The 22,921-nt window shown below is 70.4% G+C and carries 25 protein-coding genes, 1 pseudogene and 1 riboswitch; of the genes and pseudogenes, 16 read left to right on the top strand and 10 right to left on the bottom strand.

The features are described 5' to 3' along the window. Positions 1-580, bottom strand: a pseudogene (locus IZR01_RS34825) (hypothetical protein); the annotation flags it as partial. Between the two features lie 39 nt (positions 581-619). Continuing rightward, entirely contained in the window at positions 620-2,554 is a 1,935-nt protein-coding gene (locus IZR01_RS34820; protein WP_194926318.1) for a serine/threonine-protein kinase, read from the bottom strand. Positions 2,555-2,640: 86 nt separating this feature from the next. Here IZR01_RS34820 and IZR01_RS34815 point away from each other — a divergent pair, with 86 nt between their 5' ends. Then, positions 2,641-3,384, top strand: a complete 744-nt coding sequence (locus IZR01_RS34815) for a class III extradiol ring-cleavage dioxygenase family protein (RefSeq protein WP_194926317.1) — start codon at positions 2,641-2,643, stop codon at positions 3,382-3,384. Between the two features lie 124 nt (positions 3,385-3,508). Here IZR01_RS34815 and IZR01_RS34810 read toward each other — a convergent pair whose 3' ends face one another. After that, complete coding sequence (locus tag IZR01_RS34810) at positions 3,509-3,967, bottom strand: hypothetical protein (RefSeq protein ID WP_194926316.1); 459 nt, start codon at positions 3,965-3,967, stop codon at positions 3,509-3,511. 130 nt (positions 3,968-4,097) lie between these two features. On the opposite strand from IZR01_RS34810, the gene miaA reads away from it, so the two are divergent. Genes miaA through IZR01_RS34790 form a run of 4 tightly spaced genes read left to right on the top strand, consistent with a single transcriptional unit; the run spans position 4,098 to position 7,903 of the window. Further along, positions 4,098-5,012: a tRNA (adenosine(37)-N6)-dimethylallyltransferase MiaA gene (gene miaA, locus IZR01_RS34805; RefSeq protein ID WP_194926315.1), complete on the top strand. Its 915-nt coding sequence runs from the start codon at positions 4,098-4,100 to the stop codon at positions 5,010-5,012. Then, on the top strand, positions 5,009-5,911 hold the full coding sequence (dapF, locus tag IZR01_RS34800; protein WP_194926314.1) for a diaminopimelate epimerase: 903 nt from the start codon (positions 5,009-5,011) through the stop codon (positions 5,909-5,911). The genes miaA and dapF overlap by 4 nt, the downstream gene beginning before the upstream one ends. Before the next feature lie 15 nt (positions 5,912-5,926). After that, positions 5,927-7,018: a ferrochelatase gene (locus tag IZR01_RS34795; RefSeq protein ID WP_194896929.1), complete on the top strand. Its 1,092-nt coding sequence runs from the start codon at positions 5,927-5,929 to the stop codon at positions 7,016-7,018. Between the two features lie 60 nt (positions 7,019-7,078). Next, a complete protein-coding gene (locus IZR01_RS34790; protein ID WP_194926313.1) occupies positions 7,079-7,903 on the top strand; it encodes an inositol monophosphatase family protein in 825 nt (274 codons plus the stop codon). 46 nt (positions 7,904-7,949) lie between these two features. Here IZR01_RS34790 and IZR01_RS34785 read toward each other — a convergent pair whose 3' ends face one another. Continuing rightward, positions 7,950-8,132 carry a hypothetical protein gene (locus IZR01_RS34785; RefSeq protein ID WP_194896931.1) on the bottom strand — a complete coding sequence of 61 codons (183 nt, stop codon included), beginning with the start codon at positions 8,130-8,132 and terminating at the stop codon, positions 7,950-7,952. Between the two features lie 203 nt (positions 8,133-8,335). Between IZR01_RS34785 and IZR01_RS34780 the strand changes: the two genes are divergently transcribed. From IZR01_RS34780 to IZR01_RS34770, 3 genes are read left to right on the top strand one after another with little or no spacing between them, the layout of a single operon-like run. Then, positions 8,336-8,992: a response regulator transcription factor gene (locus IZR01_RS34780; protein ID WP_194896932.1), complete on the top strand. Its 657-nt coding sequence runs from the start codon at positions 8,336-8,338 to the stop codon at positions 8,990-8,992. Between the two features lie 29 nt (positions 8,993-9,021). After that, positions 9,022-10,272 carry a sensor histidine kinase gene (locus tag IZR01_RS34775; RefSeq protein WP_228555333.1) on the top strand — a complete coding sequence of 417 codons (1,251 nt, stop codon included), beginning with the start codon at positions 9,022-9,024 and terminating at the stop codon, positions 10,270-10,272. A gap of 21 nt (positions 10,273-10,293) precedes the next feature. Beyond that, entirely contained in the window at positions 10,294-10,590 is a 297-nt protein-coding gene (locus IZR01_RS34770) for an MTH1187 family thiamine-binding protein (protein ID WP_194896934.1), read from the top strand. Between the two features lie 85 nt (positions 10,591-10,675). Here the strand turns inward: IZR01_RS34770 and IZR01_RS34765 are convergent, their stop codons facing one another. Further along, a complete protein-coding gene (locus IZR01_RS34765) occupies positions 10,676-11,185 on the bottom strand; it encodes a flavoprotein (RefSeq protein ID WP_194896935.1) in 510 nt (169 codons plus the stop codon). A gap of 120 nt (positions 11,186-11,305) precedes the next feature. On the opposite strand from IZR01_RS34765, the gene IZR01_RS34760 reads away from it, so the two are divergent. Beyond that, on the top strand, positions 11,306-12,520 hold the full coding sequence (locus IZR01_RS34760) for a helix-turn-helix domain-containing protein (protein WP_194896936.1): 1,215 nt from the start codon (positions 11,306-11,308) through the stop codon (positions 12,518-12,520). A 176-nt stretch (positions 12,521-12,696) separates the two neighbouring features. Here the strand turns inward: IZR01_RS34760 and IZR01_RS34755 are convergent, their stop codons facing one another. Further along, positions 12,697-13,215, bottom strand: a complete 519-nt coding sequence (locus IZR01_RS34755; protein WP_194926312.1) for a gamma carbonic anhydrase family protein — start codon at positions 13,213-13,215, stop codon at positions 12,697-12,699. A gap of 341 nt (positions 13,216-13,556) precedes the next feature. Between IZR01_RS34755 and IZR01_RS34750 the strand changes: the two genes are divergently transcribed. Then, on the top strand, positions 13,557-13,850 hold the full coding sequence (locus IZR01_RS34750) for a DUF4193 domain-containing protein (RefSeq protein ID WP_012785848.1): 294 nt from the start codon (positions 13,557-13,559) through the stop codon (positions 13,848-13,850). A 179-nt stretch (positions 13,851-14,029) separates the two neighbouring features. On the opposite strand, the gene IZR01_RS34745 is transcribed toward IZR01_RS34750, so the two are convergent. Together IZR01_RS34745 and IZR01_RS34740 are read right to left on the bottom strand one after the other, a co-directional pair. Continuing rightward, positions 14,030-14,482, bottom strand: coding sequence for a DUF3093 domain-containing protein (locus IZR01_RS34745; RefSeq protein WP_194896938.1), 453 nt, complete (start codon positions 14,480-14,482; stop codon positions 14,030-14,032). A 55-nt stretch (positions 14,483-14,537) separates the two neighbouring features. Next, a complete protein-coding gene (locus tag IZR01_RS34740) occupies positions 14,538-14,765 on the bottom strand; it encodes a hypothetical protein (protein WP_194896939.1) in 228 nt (75 codons plus the stop codon). Positions 14,766-14,952: 187 nt separating this feature from the next. On the opposite strand from IZR01_RS34740, the gene IZR01_RS34735 reads away from it, so the two are divergent. From IZR01_RS34735 to IZR01_RS34720, 4 genes are all read left to right on the top strand, one after another. Further along, positions 14,953-15,492 (top strand): PaaI family thioesterase, encoded by a 540-nt coding sequence (locus tag IZR01_RS34735; RefSeq protein WP_194896947.1) that lies wholly within the window; start codon positions 14,953-14,955, stop codon positions 15,490-15,492. Next, positions 15,492-15,950, top strand: coding sequence for a dUTP diphosphatase (dut, locus tag IZR01_RS34730; RefSeq protein WP_194896940.1), 459 nt, complete (start codon positions 15,492-15,494; stop codon positions 15,948-15,950). Before IZR01_RS34735 ends, dut begins: the two co-directional genes overlap by 1 nt. Before the next feature lie 227 nt (positions 15,951-16,177). Next, a complete protein-coding gene (locus tag IZR01_RS34725; protein ID WP_194896941.1) occupies positions 16,178-16,951 on the top strand; it encodes a DUF3710 domain-containing protein in 774 nt (257 codons plus the stop codon). Between the two features lie 356 nt (positions 16,952-17,307). Next, positions 17,308-18,180, top strand: coding sequence for a DUF3159 domain-containing protein (locus tag IZR01_RS34720; protein ID WP_194896942.1), 873 nt, complete (start codon positions 17,308-17,310; stop codon positions 18,178-18,180). A gap of 90 nt (positions 18,181-18,270) precedes the next feature. Here the strand turns inward: IZR01_RS34720 and IZR01_RS34715 are convergent, their stop codons facing one another. Both IZR01_RS34715 and IZR01_RS34710 read right to left on the bottom strand, forming a co-directional pair. Next, on the bottom strand, positions 18,271-18,939 hold the full coding sequence (locus IZR01_RS34715; RefSeq protein ID WP_194896943.1) for a potassium channel family protein: 669 nt from the start codon (positions 18,937-18,939) through the stop codon (positions 18,271-18,273). Next, positions 18,939-19,598 carry a potassium channel family protein gene (locus IZR01_RS34710; RefSeq protein ID WP_194896944.1) on the bottom strand — a complete coding sequence of 220 codons (660 nt, stop codon included), beginning with the start codon at positions 19,596-19,598 and terminating at the stop codon, positions 18,939-18,941. The genes IZR01_RS34715 and IZR01_RS34710 overlap by 1 nt, the downstream gene beginning before the upstream one ends. Positions 19,599-19,736: 138 nt before the next feature. Between IZR01_RS34710 and IZR01_RS53680 the strand changes: the two genes are divergently transcribed. After that, a complete protein-coding gene (locus IZR01_RS53680; protein ID WP_194896945.1) occupies positions 19,737-21,104 on the top strand; it encodes a class I SAM-dependent RNA methyltransferase in 1,368 nt (455 codons plus the stop codon). 2 nt (positions 21,105-21,106) lie between these two features. After that, positions 21,107-21,193: riboswitch (ZMP/ZTP riboswitch) on the top strand. A gap of 28 nt (positions 21,194-21,221) precedes the next feature. Continuing rightward, on the top strand, positions 21,222-22,484 hold the full coding sequence (gene glyA / locus IZR01_RS34700; protein ID WP_194896946.1) for a serine hydroxymethyltransferase: 1,263 nt from the start codon (positions 21,222-21,224) through the stop codon (positions 22,482-22,484). The last annotated feature ends 437 nt before the right edge of the window (positions 22,485-22,921 follow it).

Below are 22,921 nucleotides of genomic sequence, written 5' to 3'. Positions count from 1 at the left end.
GTGCTGGGGAGTGGCCCTCGGCGGCCAGGTGGAGGGCGGTGCCGAGGGTGGTGAGGTCGTCGGCGGTGGTCTCGACGGGGAGGAGGACCACGTGGCCGTCGTCGGTGAGGAGGATGTTCTCGGGGGACGCTGAGAGGCGGGGGCCGGTGGCGGACAGGGCTGTGAGGGCTTCCGCCGCTATCAGGAGGACCTGTTCGTTGGGTAGGGCGCCCCATTCGTCGACGGCGTCGGCCAGGGTGCGGGCCGCGATCGGTTCGGTCACCAGCCAGGCGCCCGCGTCGCCGGTCGCGGTGCCGATGACGGGGAGGACGCCTCGGCGGTCCTGCCAGCGTGCCGGGTCGAGGGCGCCGGAGCCGGCTAGGGTCGCCGCCCCCGTAACAGCCCCCGGCCCTGCAACAGCGCCCGGCTCCGTAGCAGCCCCCGGCCCCGCATCTGTCCCCGGCTCGTCGTCTTCCGGGATCGCGACCGGGACCAGCACCACCTCGGCGCCGCCGGACTCGTCCCGTGCGCGCCATGCCGGGCCTAGCGGCTCCTCGGCGCGATACCTTCCGGCGACCAGATCCCCACGCTGTACGGACAAGGCCCCGCCCTCCCTCGTCATCAGGTCCCTGCTATCTCGTCATTGGTTGGCGACTTGGGGGCCGCCCAGCTTCGCCGCGCTGGTGGCCGCCGCGTCGAGCCAGGCCCGCGCGGACTGGTCGCTTGTCAGGTTCGCGTAGAACGCCACGGCGTGGACCAGGTACCGGTGGTCGGGCTGGACGTACCCGTACTCCTGGGCGTTGGTGGTGCTTTTGTGCTGGGTGCAGATGTCCGCGCCCGGTCCGGTGGAGGGGCACCAGATGCCCCAGTCGTCGAGTGTGTACGCCTGCTTGGTGTCGATGTCCGTGAAGGCGTTCTTCGCCGTCGGCGTGTCCGGTAGCGGCAGCACCGCGATGTCCACCAGGACCCGGCCCGCGCTGTCGGTGTACGTGCCGATCGCCTGGTTGGTGCACTTGTACTTGGTGAGCACGCCCTGCAAGTAGGAACTCTCGTTCTTGTTCAGGCAGGTGTCGGTCCAGCGGTTCGTCGCGTTGTACACCACGCCCTTGGAGTCCGTGAACGTCACCGGCAGCAGCGCGTCCGGGGTGAACGGCGTCTGGTCCGTCGTGGACAGGTCCCACGTCGTCGGGTCCGTGGAGTTGCCCGCGCTGGACGTGTCCGGGCTGGACGGGGCGCTCGTGGACGGCGACGTGGTCGGCCCGGTGACGATGGGCGAACCCGAGGCGGGTGCCGACGACTTCGGTGCCGACGGCGCGCCGGAGCCCGACGTGGAGACCGAAGAGGTGTTGCCCACCGGCGTGTTCGCGTTCTGGTTCTTGCTGCCGCCTCCGCCCGACAGCGCGATGGCCGCGACCGCGCCACCGACCACCAGCAGCGCACCGATTCCGAGGCCGACGTTCCGGCCGGTGTTGTTCTTCGGCGCGGGCATCGGGGTGGTGTGGAACCCGGGGCCGGGACCGGGGCCGGGGCCCATGGGACCGCCCGGGCCGTAACCGCCCGGACCGACCGCGTTCGCGGCCATCGTCGGCGGCGCGGTGGAAACCGGGCCCGGATAAGGCGTTCCCGCGCCGGGAGTGCCGGCCCCCGGAGTACTGCTACCGCCGTTCGTCCCCGCCACCATCGTCGGGGGCACGAAAGGATTCGGCGTCCCCGCCGACGGCGTCGCCCCGCTCAGCCGCTCCAACTCCGCCCGGGCCCGCGCCGCGTTCCACCGGGCCGCCGGGTACTTCGTCAGCAGCCCGCTGATCAGCGGGGCCAGCGCCGGGACCCGCGCCACCGGCGCCGTCTCCTCGAACAGGATCGCGGTCAGCACCCCGACCGCGGTTTCGCGCGAGAAGGGCGAGCGGCCCTCGGCGGCGAAGTACAGCGTGGCGCCGAGGGAGAACAGGTCGGAGGCGCCGTCGGTGGCCTCGCCCCGGGCGCGCTCCGGTGCCACGAACTCCGGCGAGCCGACCAGGACGCCGGAGGCCGTCATGTTCAGGTCGGATTCCTGGACCGCGATGCCGAAGTCGGTCAGCAGCACCCGGCCGTCCGTGGTGAGCAGGACGTTCGCCGGCTTCACGTCGCGGTGCAGGATCCCGGCCGCGTGGCTGGCGGTGAGCGCGTCCAGTACGCCCAGGCCGATCTTCGCGACCTGCTCCTGCGGCAGCGGGCCGTGGCGTTCGACGGTCTGAAGCAGGTCGTGGGACGGGATCAGGTCCATGACGATCCACGGCATGCCCTGGTCGGACACCATGTCGTGGACCGAGACGATGTGCGGGTGGTTGCGCATCCGGGCCGCGTTGCGGGCCTCGCGCTGGGCCCGGGCCAGCCGCTCGGTGCGCTCGGTGTCCGACAGCATCGGCGGCAGCCAGACCTCCTTGACCGCCACCTCGCAGTCCAGCGACTCGTCGTAGGCCTTCCAGACCCGGCCCATGCCGCCGGCCCCGAGCCGTTCCAGAAGCCGGTACCGCCCGGCGACCAGGATGCCCTCCGCGCCGTGGCTGTCTTTGCCGTTGTCTTGTTCCCCAGCCACCGCTGGCCCCTCCAGATTCCGACTTTACGCAGACCAGTGTGGCAGCACCGGCCGATGGCCGCGACCATGTGCCCTACCCTGGACGGGTGTTGATCGCCGCCGCCGTCGTGCCGCATCCTCCGGTCCTCGTGCCCGAGGTCGCGCAGGGTTTGTCCCCGGATCTCGACACGCTTCGTGCCGCCTGCGATATCGCCGTCGACCGCCTTTTCGCGGTCGGAGCCGATGAACTGCTGATTGTAGGGGCCGGGCCGGAACGAAGCAGCCTGGTCGCCATACAAGGGGGTTTCCACGGGTATGGGGTCGACCTGGACGTGGACGGCCGGTGGGGTCCGGTCACGGAGCGCGCCGTCCCGATGACGCTGCCGTTCCTGATCGCCGCCTGGCTGTTGCGCGACCGGCCGGCCGAGCCGGTGCGGCGGGCGCTGATGGTGGACGAGCGGATCGGCGCGGCGCCGGCGATCAGCGGAGGCGAAGGCGTAGTCGTACCCGAAGGTGCAGTCGTCCCCGAAGGCAAAGCCGAAGCCCGCCAAGCAATGCTGGTCCTCGGCGACGGCACCGCCTCTCGCACTTCGCAGGCCCCCGGCCACTTCGACGAACGCGCCGAACCCTATGACGCCGCCGTCGCGCGGGCCCTCGCCATCGCCGATACCGCGACGCTCACCAACCTCGACCCCGAACTGTCGCGCGGACTCCACGTCGCCGGTGTCCCGGCGTGGAACGTCCTCGCCGACGCGGCGGCGGCATCAGGAGTCGAATACGACGCGGAACTGCTCTACGACGAAGCCCCCTACGGCGTCGGCTACTTCGTCGCTACCTGGCTCGCGCGCTGAAGAAGAGCCAGGACCGCTCTCCTATATAGAGAACACCAACGGCCGCGGCCACCATCTCTGGTGGCCGCGGCCGTATTCCATCCCCCTCCTGACGGCGCCGCCGCTGAACAGCGCCGCAGACGGGTCAGCCCAGCCGGTCCTTGGCCTGCTGGACGCCGGAGTCGAGCTTGTCCCCGGCTTTCTCGGCACCACTGGCGACGTTGTCCTTGATGCTTTGCGTCATCCCGCCGCCCGCCGAGTCTGCGCCCATCGAATCCGCGCCCATCGAATCCGCGCCCATCGAATCCGCGGCCGGGGATCCGTCGTCGCCGACGCCGGGCGCCGCCTCGCCGGTCTGGGCCACCGGTCCGCCCTCGGAGACCATGGCGGACGCCTCGGACTCGGCGCCGGCCGGGGCCGAGGGAGTCTGGGCGGAGGGATCGTCCGCCGGGCCGCCGCCCTTCTTCTTGTCCACCATGTCCGAGACCTTGTCCTTGGCCTCGCCCGCAAGGTCGCTGGCCTTCTTCGCGGCCTGCCCCGCCACGTCGCCCGCCTTGTCAGCGGCCTCGCTCACCTTGGTCTTGAAAACATCGAAGATGCCCATGTCGCGTGCGTTTCCTTCCGTGAAGGGGGACCTTCCCCCAAGTGGATCACGGCATCGGTCACCTGTCGAGCCGAGGCGATCACGGATTGTGACGGTGCCGGGATGGGAGAATCGTGATCGTGAGCGCCGCATGAGCACAGCTACCGTCCCGGTGATCGCCGTCGTCGGCCCGACCGCCTCCGGCAAGTCCGACCTCGGGGTCGCGCTGGCCGAGGCGCTGCACGGCGAGGTGGTCAACGCCGACTCGATGCAGCTGTACCAGGGCATGGACGTCGGCACCGCGAAGCTGACCGTCGCCGAGCGGCACGGCGTGCCGCACCACCTGCTCGACGTCTGGCCGGTGACCCGGGCCGCGAACGTCGCCGAGTACCAGAGCCTGGCCCGGGCCGAGGCGGACCGGCTGATCGCGCGGGACGCGCCGCCGATCTTCGTCGGCGGGTCCGGGCTGTACCTGCGCGGTGTCCTGGACGAGTTCGAGTTCCCCGGCACCGACGGCCTGATCCGCGAGCGCCTGGCGGCCGAACTCGCCGAGGTCGGCCCGCAGGCGCTGCACCAGCGGTTGGCCGGGCACGACCCGCGGGCCGCCGAGACCATCCTGCCGTCGAACGGCCGGCGCATCGTGCGCGCGCTGGAGGTGATCGAGCTCACCGGCGGCCGGTTCACCGCGACCCTGCCCGAGCACACCGACCACTACCCGGGCACCGTGCACCTCGGACTGGACGTCGACCGCCCGGCGCTGGACGAGCGCATCGCGCTGCGCGTGGACCGCATGTGGGAGGCCGGGTTCGTGCAGGAGGTGCGGGACCTGGAGCCGCGAGGGCTGCGCGACGGCCTCACCGCCAGCCGCGCGCTCGGCTACGCACAAGTCCTGCGGTTCCTGTCCGGGGAGTGCACTGAGGAACAGGCGAAGGAGGAGACGGTGCGCGCCACCAAGCGGTTCGCGCGCCGGCAGGACTCCTGGTTCCGCCGGGACCCGCGCGTGCACTGGTTGCGATACGACCGTTCCGACCTGGTGGAGGCCGCGCTCGATAGGATCGGGGCATGATCCTCGACGGCCTGCCGGCCCGCACCACGCTGACCAAGGGGCACGGCACCGAGAACGACTTCGTCATCGTCCCGGATCCGGACGGCGCCCTGTCGGCGCAGCTCACCCCGGCGCGGGTCGCGGAGCTGTGCGACCGGCGGGCCGGGATCGGCGCCGACGGAGTGCTGCACGTAGTGCGCACCGCCAGGATGTCCGGGTACGAGGAACAGGCCACGGAGGCGGAGTTCTTCATGGACTACCGCAACGCCGACGGCAGCGTGGCCGAGATGTGCGGGAACGGAGTCCGGGTCTTCGCGCTGTTCCTTACTGCGCGGGGTTTCGTTAAGGGCGGCGCTATAGGCGAACCCGTGCAGTTCTCTGTAGGGACGCGCGGCGGGATCAAGCGCGTGACGCTGAAGGCCACCGGCGAGCACACCGCGGACGTGACCGTCGATATGGGTGTCCCGGTCTTCCCGACCGAACGGGGCGCCGTCACCGTCGACGTGAAGGGAACCCCCAAGCCCGCCGTGGACGTGGACATGGGCAACCCGCACGCAGTGGTCTTCGTGGACTCCACCGCCGACGCCGGGACGCTCTATGACCTGCCGACGGTGCTGCCGGCCGGCGTCTACGCGGAAGGCGTCAACGTCGAGTTCGCCGCCGACCTCGCTCCGCGGCACCTCGCCATGCGCGTCTACGAACGCGGCGTCGGCGAGACCCGCTCCTGCGGAACCGGAGCCTGCGCGGTGATGATCGCCGCCGCGCGCCGCGACGCGGCCGCGACCGGCACCGAGTACACAGTGGACGTCCCCGGCGGCCGGCTGCGCTTCGTCGAGCGCGCCGACGGCCACCTGGAGATGACCGGCCCGGCCGCGCTCGTCTTCGACGTCATCCCCTCGGCAACCCCACAGAACCGGTGACGGAGTCCCGCTGACATGTCGAACACCGCTCCGTACGACGCTCTGCTCCTCGTGTCCTTCGGCGGCCCGGAAGGCCCCGACGACGTGGTGCCCTTCCTGGAGAACGTGACCCACGGCCGCGGCATCCCGCCGGAGCGGCTGAAGGAGGTCGGCGCCCACTACTTCGAGTTCGGCGGCGTCAGTCCGATCAACCAGCAGTGCCGCGACCTGATCGCCGCGCTGCGCCAGGACTTCGCCGACACCGGACTGAAGCTGCCGATCTACTGGGGCAACCGGAACTGGAACCCGTTCCTCGCCGACACGCTGGCCGAGATGGAGGCCGACGGAGTGCGGCGCGCGCTCGTGGTCTTCACTAGCGCGTACTCCTCCTACTCCGGCTGCCGTCAGTACCGGGAGGACCTGGCGCGCGCTCTGGCGGAGTCCGGCACCTCGATCCAGTTCGACAAGGTCCGGCCCTACTTCAACGACCCCGGGTTCGTCGAACCGATGGCGGACGCGGTCTCGGCGGCGGTCGCCGGACTGCCCGAGGCCGCGCGCATCGCACCGCGCCTGGTGTTCGTCACGCACTCGCTGCCGCGTACCTACGCCGAGACCGCCGGTCCGGCGGGCGGCGCGTACGTCGCCCAACACCTGGAAGTGGCGCGGCTGGTGGCCGAGGGCGTCAGCCGCCGCACCGGCCTGGTGCTCCCGCACGAACTCGTCTTCTGCTCGCGCAGCGGCCCGCCGCAGATGCCGTGGCTGGAGCCGGACATCAACGACCACCTGCGGGCCATCAAGGCGCAGGACGCGACCGGCGCGGTGCTCGCCCCGATCGGCTTCGTCTCCGACCACATGGAGGTCATCTACGACCTCGACACCCAGGCCGCCGAGACCGCGCTGGAGATCGACCTGCCGACGGCGCGCGCCGCCACGGTCGGCACCGATCCGCGGTTCGTGGCCGCCCTGCGGCGTCTGGTGCTGGAGCGCTCGGCGGTGGCGCGCGGGGACAGCGAGGGCGAGTCGCTGTCGAACGTCGTCGGCCGGCTGCGGGCTTTCCCGGACGTGTGTCCCCTGAACTGCTGCCCGAATCCGCGCGCGCCGCTCCCGGCGGTGGCGGGGGAGGACTGAGCGCTCCCTCGCGGCGTAGCAGCAGTTAGTACGCACCAAACCCAGGAAGGCCCCGCCCCCATGCCTGAGAACGTCAATCCCAAGGACCTACTGGAACTCGCGGTGCGCCTCGCCGACGAAGCGGGACGCCTCCTGGTCCAGGAGCGTCCGCGCGATCTCGGTATCGCCGACACCAAGTCCAGCCCCACCGACATCGTGACGGTGATGGATCAGCGTTCGGAGAAGCTGATCGTCGAGGGCATCCTCGCCGAACGGCCGGACGACGCCATCCTCGGCGAGGAGGGCTCGGACCGCCAGGGCACCTCCGGGGTGCGCTGGGTGATCGATCCGATCGACGGAACGGTCAACTACCTGTACGAGATCCCGCTGTGGGGCGTCTCGATCGGCGTGGAGGTCGACGGCGTGACCGTGGCCGGCGTGGTCGAGATCCCGATGTTGCGCGAGACCTTCACCGCCTTGCGCGGGGATGGCGCTTACCGCAACGGGGAAGCGATCCGGGCCTACAGCGCGCAGTCCGAGGGCAAGCCGGTTCCGCTGGAGCGCGCGCTGATCGCGACCGGCTTCGGGTACGCTGCGCAGCGGCGCGCGGTGCAGGGCGAGATCGTCGCGGATCTGCTGCCGCGGGTGCGGGACATCCGGCGCGGCGGCTCGGCCGCGCTGGACCTGTGCTCGGTGGCGTGCGGGCGGGTGGACGGCTACTTCGAGCGCGGCGCGAAGCCGTGGGACCTGTCGGCCGGCGCGCTGATCGCGCAGGAGGCCGGTGCGAAGGTCGGGGGACTACACGGAGCGGCCGCCTCCGACGAGATGACGGTGGCGGCCGCTGAGGGGTTGTTTGAGGCCCTGTGCGGGTTTCTCGAGGGGCACGACGCGGCGCGGGACTCCTGAGGGTTGAGGGTACGAGGTGAGTCCCTCGCCTACCTGCCGGGTTCGGTCAGGCGGCGCGGGGGAGGTCGTCGCGGACCTCCACGTGGTGGTTCGCGGCGATCCGGAGCAGGTTGTCCAACTCGGCCTGTTCGACCTGCACCGCGTAGGCGTCCTCGGCGATCATCGAACTTTGCATGCGGGCCTTCGTCTCGCGGATACGCTGGGTCAGGCCGGTGACGAATTCGTGCATGGTGTCTCTCCTGCGGGGGTGACGCTAGGGGGCTTTTTCGCCTCCTGCCCGGCATTCTCGCCGGGGAAACTTTGGATCACCTGAGAAAACCCTGTGATCGTGAGATGTGGGTCACTTACCCCGGGTTTACGTGATGACCAGGCATGATGGGGCGGAGTCCCGATAGCGGGTAGTAGCCGGGCCGTTTCTAGGGAGAACGCACTGTGCGGGTGCTGGTCGTTGAGGACGAGCAAGTTCTGGCCGACGCCGTGGCCACCGGGCTGCGCCGGGATTCCATGGCCGTGGACGTCGTCTACGACGGCGACGCCGCGCTGGAACGCATAGCCGTCAACGACTATGACGTCGTGGTCCTGGACCGCGATCTGCCGCTGGTGCACGGCGACGACGTGTGCCGGCACATAGTGCACAGCGGCCTGGCGACCCGGGTCCTGATGCTGACGGCGGCCGGCGACGTCGCGGACCGGGTCGAGGGCCTGACCATCGGCGCCGACGACTATCTGGCCAAGCCCTTCGCGTTCCCGGAGCTGATAGCGCGGATCCGTGCGCTCGGGCGCCGTGCCGTCCCGGCGCTGCCGCCGGTGTTGGAGCGGGCCGGGATCCGCGTGGACCCCAGCCGGCGCGAGGTGCTGCGCGACGGACGGCAGGTGCCGTTGTCGCCCAAGGAGTTCGCGGTACTGGAAGTGCTCATGCGCGCCGATGGTGCGGCTGTGAGTTCTGAGCAGTTGCTGGAGAAGGCGTGGGACGAGAACGCCGATCCGTTCACGAACGTGGTCCGCGTCACAGTGATGACGCTGCGGCGCAAGCTCGGTGAGCCGCCGGTCGTGCTGACTGTGCCAGGCGCCGGCTACCGGATTCCCTGATGCAGGACGTTCAAGGTATACAGGGCCTGATGGCGGGCGATTCGGGAGCAGTCGACAGCACCTACGGCGGCGAGGTGGGGCCGGCGCCGGTGCCCGTGAGCGGCGCGCGCCGCGGGCTGACCATACGGCTGCGCATGACCATCGCCTATGGCGCCGCGGCCTTCGTCACCGGTGCGGTGCTGATCTACACCGCGTACTCGCTGTTCCGCTGGCGCCTGGCGCATATGAACCAGGACCTGGCCGACCCGCCGGGCTGTCCCGAGCCGAACCCCAAGAAGTTCCCGGTCCAGGCGGCGTACTGCAATTCCGTGAAGAACAAAGAGATCCTGAGCCAGATCGACAAGCCGTTGATCATCGTGCTGCTGATCTCCGCGGTGGTGGCGGTGCTGATCGGCTACTTCCTGGCCGGCCGGTTCCTGCGCCCGATCAACCAGATCACCCGCACCGCCCGCCGGGTCGCCAGCCGTCCGGACCGCGCCCTGCACGCCCGCATCGACATGGAGGGCCCGCAGGACGACGAGCTGGTTCACCTGGCGCAGACCTTCGACGGCATGCTGGACCGGCTGGACCTCGCCTTCGAGGGGCAGCGCCGGTTCGTCGGCAACGCCTCGCACGAGCTGCGCACCCCGCTGGCGATCAACCGGACGCTGCTCGAAGTGACGCTGATGGACCCCGAGGCCTCCGAGCAGACCCGGCAGCTGTGCCGGACGCTGCTGTCCACCAACGAGCGCAGCGAGCGCATGATCGAGGGCCTGCTGCTGCTGGCGAAGGCGGACAACGAGCCGACCAACCGGGAGGACATCGACCTGGCGGAGGTGGCGTACCGCTCGGTGACGCAGTGCGAGATGGAGGCGGCCGAACGGCACGTCGCGATCCGCACCTCGCTACAGTCCGTGGACGTCTCCGGCGACGGCATCCTCATCGAGCGCATCGCGATGAACCTGATCCAGAACGCGCTGCGGCACAACATCGGCGCCGGCGGCTGGGTCGACGTGCTCAGCTACGACCGCTCGCACGACCTGCCCGGCCACGGTCTGCTGGTGGTCGCCAACACCGGCCCGGAGGTCCCGCCGTACGCGGTGGAGACGCTGTTCGAGCCGTTCAAGCGCGGTACCCAGCCCTCCGGGGCGTCGGCCGCGCGCGACCCGAAGGACAAGGGCGTCGGGCTGGGCCTGTCGATAGTGCGCTCCGTGGTGCGGGCGCACGGCGGGCGGGTCGCCGCCGAACCGCGGCCGGGCGGCGGGTTGATCGTGCGGGTGTGGCTGCCGGTGCGGGTGTGAGGCACGGCCTAAGATCGAGCCATGATTGTTGCGTTCTCTGTGACCCCGCTCGGTGTCGGTGAAGGTGTCAGCGAGTATGTCGCCGACGCGGTGCGCGTGGTGCGCGAGAGCGGCCTGCCCAACTCCACCGACGCGATGTTCACGAGCATCGAGGGGGAGTGGGACGAGGTGATGGCGGTCGTGAAGGCCGCTGTGGACGCGGTGGCGGCCAAGGCGCCGCGGGTGAGTGTGACGCTGAAGGCGGACATCCGGGCCGGCGTCACCGACGGGCTGACGGCGAAGGTGGCCGCGGTCGAGGCGAAGCTCGCCGGGGAGTAGTCCCGAAGGTTGTGCACTCTGTAAAGCTGTGCACTCCGTAAAGCCGTGCACTCCCCAAAGCAAGCTGCGCCCTTCGTAGAGCCGCTCACTCTGTGAGGAGTTCGGCCATCGCCGATCGCAGTTGTCCCCACGGGAACTGCTGAACCCCGTCCTCCGGCTGGATGAAGCGCACGCCGTTCTCGAAGAGCAGCTGCGCGTTCCGGTCGAACGCCGGGTGCTTCTGGAGTTCGTCCTTGGCCCACACGGTCGCCGCGATCGGCAGGCCCGCGCCCAGGCTCTCGTTGAGGATCCCGAGGACCAGCGTGTCGGAGATCCCCAGCGCCCACTTGTTCACAGTGTTGAACGTCGCCGGCGCGACCAGGACGGCGTCCGGGGACGGCAGCACGTCCGGCTCGCCGGGGTGGCGCTGCTCGACCCGGACCGGGTAGCCGGTCGCGATGGACACGGCCGCGGCGTCCAGGAAGCGCTCCCCGTTGGGCGAGCACAAGACGCACACGGTCCAGCCGTCGGCCTGGAGTCCGGGCACCGCCTCCGGGTGGGACAGCAGTTCGGCCGCGGGCGGGGCGCCGCAGGCGATGAGGTAGAGCACTGGCACAGGGAACCTCCCGGCTGGTCGGGGACTTTATGTCGTCCTGGCCGGTACGCGACCGCGCCCGGGCGGACCATGGAATCGCAATCGGGATGTTCCTCATTGATCGCAATTGTGAGGCCCAGTATGGCGATCCACACGACCTACGAGCCGGAGCCGGACGGCGGGCGCATCCGCCGTCTCCGCAAGCGCGCCGGGTTCACGCAGGCCGAGTTCGGCCAACTCATGGGCCGCTCCCAGGGGTGGGTGTCGGGCATCGAGAACGGCGACCTGGAGCTCGATTCAGTGACCCTGATCGTACGCGCCGCGAGCGTCCTGAAGGTCTATCCCAACGAAATCACCGGACGCCCCTACGACCCCGGCACCCCCGCCGAGGACCGGGGCCACCGCGCGATCCCGGCCCTGCGGCGCGTGGTGTCCCGGCACGACCTCCCGCCGGACTGGCCGGTGGAACCGCGGTCGCGCCAGGAGTTGGAAGCGGCTGTGGAGCAGCTGGCGGTCCTGCGGATGGCCGCGCGCTACGCGGATCTCGGGGAAGCCGCGCCGAACCTCATCCGGGAGATCCACGCGGCGGCGTACCTGGCGCGCGCGGGAGAGGAAGCGGAGCGATTACACGGCCTGCTCGCGCGCGCGTATAAGGAAGCCGACACGGTCGCCCACGAACTCGGCTACGACGACCTGTCGACCCTCACCACCGAACGCTTCCGCGCCGCCGCCGACCGCTCCGGCGACCCGAACCTCTCGGCGGTCTTCGACTACCTCCGCGTCCGCGACTTGTGGGCCGCGGACTTGTGGCCGGACGCGCTGGAGGTGATCGACGGCGCGATCGGCTTCGTCGGCGAACCGCGCCAGAAGCCGCAGGCGTCGGTGTGGGGGTCGCTGCAACTGCGCGCGGCCATCACCGCGGCGCTGTCTTCCAGGGAGGACGAGGCATGGCACCGGATCGGGCTGGCCGACGAGACCGCGCGCCGCCTGGGCGACGGCTACGACCCGTACAAGCTCGCCTTCAGCCCGACCAACGTGGAGCTGCACAAGCTCGCCGTGGCCGTCGAGATCCGCGACGGGGCCCGGGCCGTGGCGCTGGCCTCGCAGACCCGCATCCCGCCGAACTTCCCGGCCTCCCGGCGCGGCCGGTTCCACCTGGACTCGGCACGCGGCTGGATCTACCACGGCGGGTACGACCAAGCGCTGAACGAGATAGAGCGGGCCGAACGCATCGCGCCGCTCCTGGTGCGCAACAACCCGGTCGCCAAGGCCGCCGTGCGGGCCCTGCTGAGCCACGAGCGGCGGAGCCAGCGGGAGCGCCTGCGGCGTATGGCGGGGCGGATGCACATCTCCTGAGGCGGTCTCTCGGGCGCGCCTAGGGAGAGGGTGCGCAAAGGGATACGGCTTAAGAGCGCGGGATGGCCATCCGCAGATGCCGGGCCCGGGTCTGGGGTCAGGTTCAGGTTCAGGTCGGGACGCGGCCCCAAGGCGTCCCGACCTTCGTGGCGTGTGTCGAGAGGGTGACCGGGTGCTCAGTCCACGCGCCGCAATTCCTGGCGGTACCGCTTGCCGTTGGCGACGTACCGCGCCACCGCGTCGTCGAAGCTGCCCTCGGCGACCGCGTCCTCGCGGATCTTCGCCGGGACGCCGAGGGCCATCGCGCGGGAGGGCACCTCCACGCCGTTGCTCACGACCGCGTTCGCGCCCACCAGTGCCCCCGTGCGCACCACGGCGCGGTGCAGCACCACCGAGCCCGAGCCGATCAGGCACCCGTCCTCCACCACACACCCCTCCAGATGCGCGATGTGACCAACGACACAGTCTGATCCGATCACTGTGGGCAAGGTCTCAGTGGCGTGCACCACAGTGCCGTCCTGAATCGACGTTCGGTCGCCTACCGTGATCCGGCCGTAATCGCCGCGCAGGACCGCCCCGGGCCACACCGTGCTGCCGGCACCCACGCTGACCTGGCCGATCACGGTCGCGTCCGGATGGATGTAGGCGTCGGGGTGGATTTCCGGCACTGCGTCGCCGATTGCGTAGACGGCCATGGTTGGTCATCCTTCCTGGGTGTGGCTGCTGTGTTGTCCGGAACGAAACGGGGCGAGATGGGACTCATGGGACGGCGGATCAGGTGCTCGGATCACCTGTTCGGGTCTGTTCCGGGGTGTCGATTGCGTAACGGGTCTTGAAGTACGGCACAATCTGCGCTTCAGCGGGCACAATCGCGCTCCTTTCCGCGTTACTGCGCTGACGGCGAAACGCCGACGGCGCCCGCGCGCAGACGGTAGCGCACCGCTTGTGCCGGCCGCGTCGGGGCGCCACCGCCGTCGCCGCACTGAACAGCACCAACACGACGACGAAAACAGCCGTCAGGGGAGAGGGATCAAGAATGGCTACCGACTACGACACACCGCGCAAGACCGACGACGACCTCAACGAGGACAGCCTGGAGGAGCTGAAGGCCCGCCGGACAGACAAGGCCGCGGGCCTGGCGGACCTGGACGAGGGCGACAACGAGTCGCTCGAACTCCCCGGCGCCGACCTGTCCAACGAGGAACTGTCGGTGCGTGTGCTGCCACGCCAGGCGGACGAGTTCACGTGCACCAGTTGTTTCCTGGTGCACCACCGCAGTCAGCTGGCGCGGGAAAAGGGCAACGAGATGACCTGCAAGGACTGCGCCTGACCGCGTCGTCGCCAGGTAGTCTCCGCGCCCCTTGGGCCCCGCGTTCGCGGGGCCTTTATACCTTTCCGGGCACTGTCAAGAATCCGCGCCGGACCCGGCGGGGGTCAAGGAATGCCGGCGGAAGTTGCTGCGAACGGGCGAGTAACGCCGGGCCGGCGACGCCGGGCGCGCCGGTGGCCTCAGCGTGCTGAGAGCACCTTCACCAGCTTCTCGGGCCGCCGCGTCGACAGATACAGGTACGGCGTCGGGTCCTCCGGATCGCAGACCTCCACCCGCACCGCGGTGCGCACGTACCCGCGCAACAGCATGAACGCGCGTGCGTCGGCCTCCGTGGTCCGCAGCAGGCGCGCTTCCTCGGCGTCCAGGGCGGTGGCTGCCCCGAGCGCCGTGAGGGGGAGACGGGCCTGGCCGGCTTCCAGGTAGCCGTCCTGGACGCGGACTCCGATGCGTCCGTAGGCGACCACCAGGGCCCCGCACAGGGCCGCTGTGACGATCAGCGCTATCAGCGCCGCGGTCGGACTCATCCGCAGGAACACCAGGCCCCCCATGATGCCGGCCATCGCGGTGACGGCCCACCAGCCGGCCGGTGCGGTGAGGCGTTCGTCGTAGGTGCTGTCCTTGCCTGCTGCCATGCCGACAATCTCCCACATGGTCCTAGGAGGCCCGCAGGGTCCCCTGTCCGGACCGCTAGCGGTTCTTGGTGGCGGCCTCCTTTCCGGTGGCTGCGCCATCCCATCCAGGGACCTCGGTGATGGTCTCCGGCTCCACGTCCCACTCGCGCCCGCCGGTGGGCGGCCGGAGCCAGGCCCGGGCCCGGGTGTAGGCCATAAGCCGGCCGATCCGGCCGGTGGCGTCGCGGACGAGGGCGCCGACTTCGGGAAGGCCGTGTGTCTCAGGGCTCTCCATGGACTTCATACCGAGGACGGTAGGACGCGGTCCGGTCGGGGATATCAGTCACAGTGATACGGGACGGATACGGAGAGTGGCTAATTCTCCCCGATCGGGTGTGAGAGGGGCCACGCCCGATCCGACCGGGCAGGGGGTTGCCGGTAGATTCCTCCTCGTGAGACCTGCCTCCACGACTCCGCCGGCTGACGCGGTCATGCCGGAAAAGCATCCGAACGCCCCCAAACCGGGCACGAAGCTCGGCTCGCACTACTCGCGCTGCTTCGGCTGCGGTGACGACGCGCTGGGCGGCCTGCGGGTGTCCTCGACGGTCGGCGAGGGACTCAGCGTCACGACCGAGTTCACCGTCACCGACAACCACCAGGGCGCCCCCGGCCTGGCCCACGGCGGCCTGCTCGCCCTGGCCTTCGACGAGGCCCTGGGCAATGTGAACTGGCTGATCGGCGCGATCGCCGTGACCGGCCGGCTGGAGACCGACTATCTGATGCCGGTCCCGGTCGGCACCATCTTGCACATCACCGCCCAGTGCGACGGCATCTCCGGCCGCAAGATCTTCACCTCCGCGGTCGGCCGGCTGAACGGGCCCGAGGGCCCGGTCGCGGTGCGGGCCACGGCGATCTTCATCCAGGTCGGGGTGGACCACTTCCTGGAGAACGGCCGGCTGGAGGACGTGCAGGAAGCCATGCACGACCCGGAGCAGATCCGGGCCGCGCGCGCGTTCGAGGTCAACCCGTAGTGCCCGGGGTCGACGTCCTCGTCCGGCGGCTCGATCCCACCCTGCCGCTGCCCGCGTACGCCCATCCGGGGGATGCCGGGGCCGATCTGCTCACCACCGTGGACGCCACCTTGGCTCCGGGCGAGCGGGCCGTGCTGCCCACCGGCCTGGCCATCGCGCTGCCCGACGGCTACGCCGCTTTCGTGCACCCACGCTCGGGATTGGCGGCTCGCTGCGGGGTCGCGCTGGTGAACGCGCCCGGCACGGTCGACGCCGGGTACCGCGGCGAGATCAAGATCATCCTGGTGAATCTCGACCCGGTGCACCCGGTGACCCTCAAGCGGGGCGACCGGGTGGCGCAGCTTGTAGTACAAAGAGTCGAGAGGGCGGTCTTCCACGAGGTCGCCGAGCTCCCGGGCTCGCACCGCGGGGACGGCGGTTTCGGTTCGACGGGGACGGCTGCGGGAACACCTGCCTAGGTTCTGTCGTTGGATACAGACCCCGCGCGTTACCCGGAGACAGGCCCAGTGACGGTACTCTCACCGGGGTCCCGCGTGACGACCGTGCACCAACCGGCCCCGGGTGGGCCGGGCTAGAACCGTGTCCGTCGGCGTGGCCTTGCCGGCCCTGGCGGCCGGGGCGGTTTGCGCCCCGTGGAGCAGAGCGCTGCGTCACCAGGACGCAGAGATAGAGAGAGTGGGACGCCGTGGTTTTCCGACGCGGACAGAAAGGCGACTCGGACCGGCGCGACCGGGTCAGCGAGGCGGATGCCTACGGTGACCTGAGCGAGGCCAAGGAAGAGGAGCGCAAGATCAGCCTCGCCGATGTCTCGCGCGCCGCCGGTCCCTGGGACTTCAACGAGCTCGAGGACCCCAAGAACGGCCGTGTCGACCTCGGCGCGCTGCTGGTGCCGGCCGTGGAGGGGATGGAGCTGCGGCTGGAGATGGCCGACGCCGAGCAGGTGATCGCCGCCACGGTGGTGGCCCGCCAGTCCGCGGTGCAGTTGCAGGCCTTCGCCGCACCGCGCAGCGAGGGCATCTGGGCCGAGGTCCGGGCCGAGATCTCCCTGGAGATCTCCAAGCAGGGCGGCACCGTGGACGAGCGCGAGGGGCCGTTCGGCATCGAGCTGCGCGCCCAGGTGCCGGTGCAGGCCCCCGACGGCAGCCGCGGCATCCAGCTGGTCCGGTTCATCGGCGTCGACGGCCCGCGCTGGTTCCTGCGCGGCGTGGTGTCCGGACAGGGCGCGGTGCAGCCCAAGGAGGCGCTGGACATAGAACACGTCTTCCGGGACACCGTGGTGAGCCGCGGCAACTCCCCGATGGCCCCGCGCGACCCGATCCCGCTGCGGATGCCGGCCGAGGCGCAGCAGGCGATGGCGCAGCCGGGCGAGGGCGAGGGCGAGGAGCAGGAGCCGGGCAGCCAGTACGCGCACGACCTGAACCCGTTTGAGCGCGGGCCGGAGATTACCGAGCGGCGCTGAGGTCGCGCCGGGCGTCGGTGAGCGGCGCTGAGCCGCACTGGCGGTGGTGCGTGGCGGTGAGGCCGCGCTGGCGGTGAGGCTGCGCCAGGCGGTGGTGCGTGGAGGTGCGTGTGGGACTGAGGCTGCGTCAGGCGGTGGTGCGTGGCGCTGAGGCCGCGCCCGGGCGGTGTCGCGGCCGCCGGAGTGGCGCCGAGCTCGGCGGGCGGCGCTGAGGCCGCTGAGCGGTACGAGGCCACCGGGCGGCGGCGCTGGAGCCATCGCGTGCCGGTGGCGAGCCGGGGGGGAATCCCCGCTGAGGATGACGTGGGGGCCGAGTAGTCCTTTTCAGGACAGCTCGGCCCGCTACAGTTCGCTGTATGTCCTTGGAGAGCGGCCAGCGCGCCGAACCGATGAGCCGGGCCCGGCACGCGGCGCCGGTCGCCGACGCCGGCGGCGACCGGTCCGACTTCGAGACGGTCACCGGCCCGGCGCTGGACGACGCCGCACAGGACCTGCTCGGCGGCGTGCCGCCTGAGGAGCAGGCCCGGCTGGCCGCGGCCAAGGCGGCCGAGACCAAGGCCTACGAGGACGCCGTCAAGAAGGCCTTCGGCGGCAAGATGGGGATGGCCGACGCCGGACTGCCGGCGATCTGCTTCCTGATCGTCTACACCGCGACCAACTCGCTGAACCCGGCCGTCATCGGCTCGGTGGCGGTCGGCGTCGTGATGTTCCTCATCCGGCTGCTGCGCCGCGAGACGCTCCAGCACGCGCTGTCCGGCCTGTTCGGCGTCCTGGTCTGCGCCGGCTTCGCGAAGTTCTCCGGCCACGCGCAGAACTACTACCTGCCGGGCATCCTGATCAACCTCGGCTCGTTCCTGCTCTTCGCCGGCACCGCGCTGATCCGCTGGCCGATCGCCGGCCTGATGATCGGCCCGATCACCGGCGAGATGACCACCTGGCGCCGGGTCCCCGGCCGGCTGCGGGCGTTCACAAAGGCCACCTGGCTGCTGGCCGCCCTGTTCGCGGTGAAGCTGGCCGTGCAGGTCCCGCTCTACCTCACGCACCACACCACGGCCCTCGGCGTGGCCCGGCTGGCTCTGGGCTACCCGCCCTACCTGGCGTGCCTGTACGTCGCGTGGCAGTGGATCAAGAACGCGCCGCCGCCGGTGATGCCGGTGACGGAGGACGACGAGGCGGGGGACGACGAAGCGGACAAGGCCGAAGCGGCGGAGATGACCCCGGCCGAGTAATAGCCCGGGGAACGCGAAAGGGCCGGGGCCCGCAGGGGTTCGTCCCCGCGGGCCCCGGCCCTCGGCCCATGCGGCCTATGCGCTTCCGAATCAGCCCTCTACGGCCGGCGACAGCAGTTCCTCGAGCTCTTCCTCGCGGTCCACGTGTGCCACGAACAGCAGCTCGTCCAGCGCCGCCAGCGGCTCCTCCGGGCTCGGGATCAGCACCCGGCCGCCGCGGATGATGGTCACCAGCGCGGTGTCCTCCGGCCAGTCGACCTCGCCGACCGTGGTGCCGACCAGCGCGGTGTCCTTGGGCAGGGTCAGCTCGACCAGGTTGGCGTCGCCCTGGCTGAAGCGCAGCAGGCGCACCAGGTCGCCGACCGAGACGGCCTCCTCGACCAGTGCCGAGAGCAGGCGCGGGGTGGAGACCGCGACGTCCACGCCCCACTTCTCGTCGAACATCCACTCGTTCTTGGGGTGGTTGATGCGGGCCACCACGCGCGGGACCCCGTACTCGGTCTTGGCCAGCAGCGACACGACCAGGTTGGCCTTGTCGTCGCCGGTGGCCGCCACCGCCACGTTGCAGCGCTGAAGCGCGGCCTCGTCCAGCGAGGAGATCTCGCAGGCGTCGGCCAGCAGCCACTCGGCGGTCGGCAGCCCCTCCACCGCGATCCGCGACGGGTCGCGGTCGATCAGCAGGACCTCGTGGCCGTTCTCCAGCAGCTCCTTGGCGATGGAGATGCCGACGTTGCCCGCCCCGGCGATTGCGACACGCATCAGGCGCCCGGTCCCTTCGCGAAAGCTTCCTCGACCCGTGCGACGTCCGCCGGGTTCACCATGACCTGCACCAGGTCGCCGTCCTGTAGCACGGTGTCGGAGGCGGGCAGCACGCCCTCGCCGAGCCGGGTCACGTAGGCCACCCGCACGCCGGTGCTCTCCTCCAGCTTGTGCACCCGGTGCCCCATCCAGCCCGGGGCGGTGTGCACCTCGACCAGGGCCACCTGACCGCTGGGGTCGCGCCACAGCTCGGTGGAGCCGGCCGGCAGCAGCCGGCGCAGCATCTGGTCCGCGGTCCAGCGCACGGTCGCCACGGTGGGGATGCCGAGGCGCTGGTATATCTCCGCGCGGCGCGGGTCGTAGATGCGCGCGCAGACGTTCTCCACGCCGAAGTTCTCCCGCGCCACCCGCGCGGCGATGATGTTCGAGTTGTCGCCGCTGGACACCGCGGCGAACGCGCCGGCGTCTCCTATCCCCGCCTCGGCGAGCGTGTCGCGGTCGAATCCGGCGCCGGTGACGCGGCGGCCGGCGAAGTGCGGGCTGAGCCTGCGGAAGGCCCCGGGGTCCTGATCGATGATCGCGACCGTGTGGCCGAGATCTTCCAGGCTGTGCGCCAGGGTGGAGCCCACTCTGCCGCACCCCATGATGACGACGTGCACTTTCGGCCCTCTCGGGAGACTTCGGACGACGGACAAAGGATGTTCGTATCTCGACGGTACTACGGGGCGTGAACCCCGGTTTCCGCGCCTGAGGCGTGCCCGGCGGTGGGCCATGACGACTACCCCTAGGCTGGCGATGTGAAACGACCCGCAGACCGCCGCCGATCCGCCGCTCCGACCGCCCCCGACCGCAGCCCCGGCGACGCCGTCGGGCTCCGGATCGAGGTCGAGGTCGGCCCACCCGGACACGGTGGATTCTGCGTGGCGCGGCACGAGGGGCGCGCGGTGTTCGTGCGGCACGCGTTGCCCGGGGAGCGGGTGGTCGCGGAAGTGACGGAGGGCGACTCCAAGGACTCGTTCTGGCGGGCCGACGCGGTGGAGATCCTGGAGGCCTCCGAGGACCGCGTCCCGGCGCCGTGCGAATACGCAGGGCCCGGGCTGTGCGGCGGCTGCGACTGGCAGCACGCGAGCTATGAGGCGCAGCTGCGGCTCAAGGGCGAGGTGGTCGCCGATCAGCTGCGGCGGCTGGCGAAGCTGGAGCGCGAGGTGGTGGTCGAGGAGGTCGGCTCGCCCTTCGGCTGGCGGACCCGCGTGCAGTTCGCGGTGGATCCCGACGGGAGCCTTGGGTTCCGTAAGCACCGTTCCCATGAAGTGGTCCCTGTAGAGGAGTGCGCTATTGCGTCCTCTGGAGTGGACGAGGTCGGGGCCCTGGAGCGGCACTGGCCGGGGATGGAGACGGTCGAGGTGATCGCCGCGACCGGCTCCGCGGACCGGGCTCTGGTGGTCACGCCGAAGCACGGGGAGCAGATGCCTTATGTGGGCGCCGATGTGAAGGTGTCCGTATTGCGCGGGGTCTCCAGGCACACCCATATCTCCGGTGTGCAGCGTATTCATGGGCGTCCTTACGTACGTGAGGTCGCCGAGGGCCGCACCTGGCGGGTCAGCGGAAGCGGCTTCTGGCAGGTGCACCCGGCGGCTCCGGACGTCCTGACCGAGGCGGTCCTGGACTTCCTGGAACCGAAGGACGGGGACGTGGCGCTCGACCTCTATAGCGGGGTCGGCCTGTTCGCCGCTCCGTTGGCCGAAGCCGTTGGCGAGAACGGCGCGGTGATGGCCGTGGAGCTGGACCGGCAGGCCGTGCGGGACGCCGCGCACAATCTCGGGTTCGCGGACGATGCTGAGGAGAGCACCGAGTTCCCGTGGGTGGACCTCGTGGAGGGCTCTGTAGAAGACGTCATCGCCGACGCGGACTACCTCCCGGACCACGCGGACGTCGTCGTGCTGGACCCGCCGCGGGCCGGGGCCGGGCGGGACGTGTGCGTGCGGATCGCCGGGCTGACTCCGCGGGGCGTGGTGTATGTGGCGTGCGATCCGGCTTCGCTGGCGCGCGACGTGGCGTACTTCGCCGAGGCCGGCTACGAGCTCACCGAGCTGCGGGCCTTCGACCTGTTCCCGATGACTCGGCATGTGGAATGCGTGGCGTTGTTGGAACCCGCGCAGCGATAGCATCTACCCATCGCGACTGGCGCAGTTAGGTGGAAACAACCACCGGGAAGCGATCGAAATAGCGGGCACCGTGCGCCTGGGTGTCCTTCCGGACGATGACGCCCGAGGAGGCATCACATGCACTCGCCCGCCATTCCCGAACTCGCCAAGGAAGATCCGCAGATCGCGGGTCTGATCGAGGACGAAGCCCGCCGCCAGTACGAGAAGATCCGCATGATCGCCTCGGAGAACTACGTCTCCACCGCGGTCCTGGAGGCCTCCGGCACGGTCCTGACCAACAAGTACTCCGAGGGCTACGCCGGCCGCCGCTACTACGAGGGCCAGCAGTTCATCGACCCGATCGAGACGATCGCGATCGACCGGGCCAAGGCGCTGTTCGGCGTGGAGCACGCCAACGTGCAGCCGTACTCCGGCTCGCCGGCGAACCTCGCGGTCTACCTGGCGTTCCTGAAGCCCGGCGACGTCTTCATGGGCGCCGGGCTCGCAGCCGGCGGCCACCTCACCCACGGCTCGCCGGTGTCGGTCACCGGCAAGTGGTTCAACCCGGTCGCCTACGGCGTCTCCCGCGAGACCGGCATCGTGGACATGAACGAGGTCCGCGACCTGGCCCAGAAGGAGCGCCCGAAGGTCATCTTCTGCGGCGGCACCGCGATCCCCCGCACCATCGACTTCCCGGCCTTCGCCGAGATCGCCAAGGAGGTCGGCGCCATCCTGGTGTCCGACATCGCGCACATCGCGGGCCTGGTAGCCGGCGGCGCACACCCCTCCCCGGTCGGCTACGCGGACGTCATCACCACCACCACCCACAAGACCCTGCGCGGCCCCCGCGGCGCGATGATCATGACCACCGAGCAGTACGCCACCCCGATCGACAAGGCCGTGTTCCCGGGCCTGCAGGGCGGCCCGCACAACCACACCACCGCCGGCATCGCGGTGGCACTGAAGGAAGCCGCGCAGCCGGACTTCCGCACCTACGCGGCAACCATCGTGGCCAACGCCAAGGCCCTGGCCGCCGCCCTCACCGAGCGCGGCTGGGACCTGGTGTCCGGCGGCACGGACAACCACCTGATCCTGGCCGACCTGACGCCGAAGGGCGTCACCGGCAAGGTGGCCGCCAAGGCACTGGACGCGGCCGGCATCGAACTGAACTACAACTCGGTGCCCTTCGACCCCCGCAAGCCCTTCGACCCCTCCGGCATCCGCCTCGGCGCTGCCGCGATCACCACGCGCGGGCTGGTGCCGGAGCAGATGGGGCAGGTGGCGCAGTGGATGGACGAGACGGTGGAGGCTGCTGCCAAGGGTGATACGGATGCTTACGCGCGGGTTGCTGGGCAGGTGCGGGAGTTGATGGCGCAGTATCCGATGCCTGGGTGGGTGTGAGGTTGAGGGTGTGAGGTTGAGGGTGTGAGGTTGAGGGTGTGAGGGGCGCCTGCTGTTGCAGGCGCCCTTGTTCGGCTGCGGGCTGTTTGGGTGCGGGTTTTTGGGGCTGGGGCTGGGGCTCGCGGGCCGGGCTGCGGTTGGCGTATGGGCTTTAAATGCTTTTTACGGCCTTCGGTTATGGTTGTGCCGGTTCGGGGTTCGGGGCGGTGGGTGTGTTTGTCGGCTGCCGGTTTGCGCGTTCAAGACCCCGCCGCACCTCAGGCCTCTTCAACTCCGGCAAGTTGGAACAAGAGCCAGAACAAGAGCCAGATCAAGTGTGTCACGAACATGGATCGGAGCTGATGTGTAGGTAGTTGCTTCGTGATGTGGTGTTCCACGGGAGATGAAGGTTTTGTGGCCCTTCGGGACCGTCCTTGCCGGGGTGGTTCCAAACCGCC

The organism is Catenulispora pinisilvae (assembly GCF_015356865.1).
In the GTDB taxonomy this organism is placed as follows: domain Bacteria; phylum Actinomycetota; class Actinomycetes; order Streptomycetales; family Catenulisporaceae; genus Catenulispora; species Catenulispora pinisilvae.
This window is presented reverse-complemented; position numbering and strand designations above follow the sequence as displayed.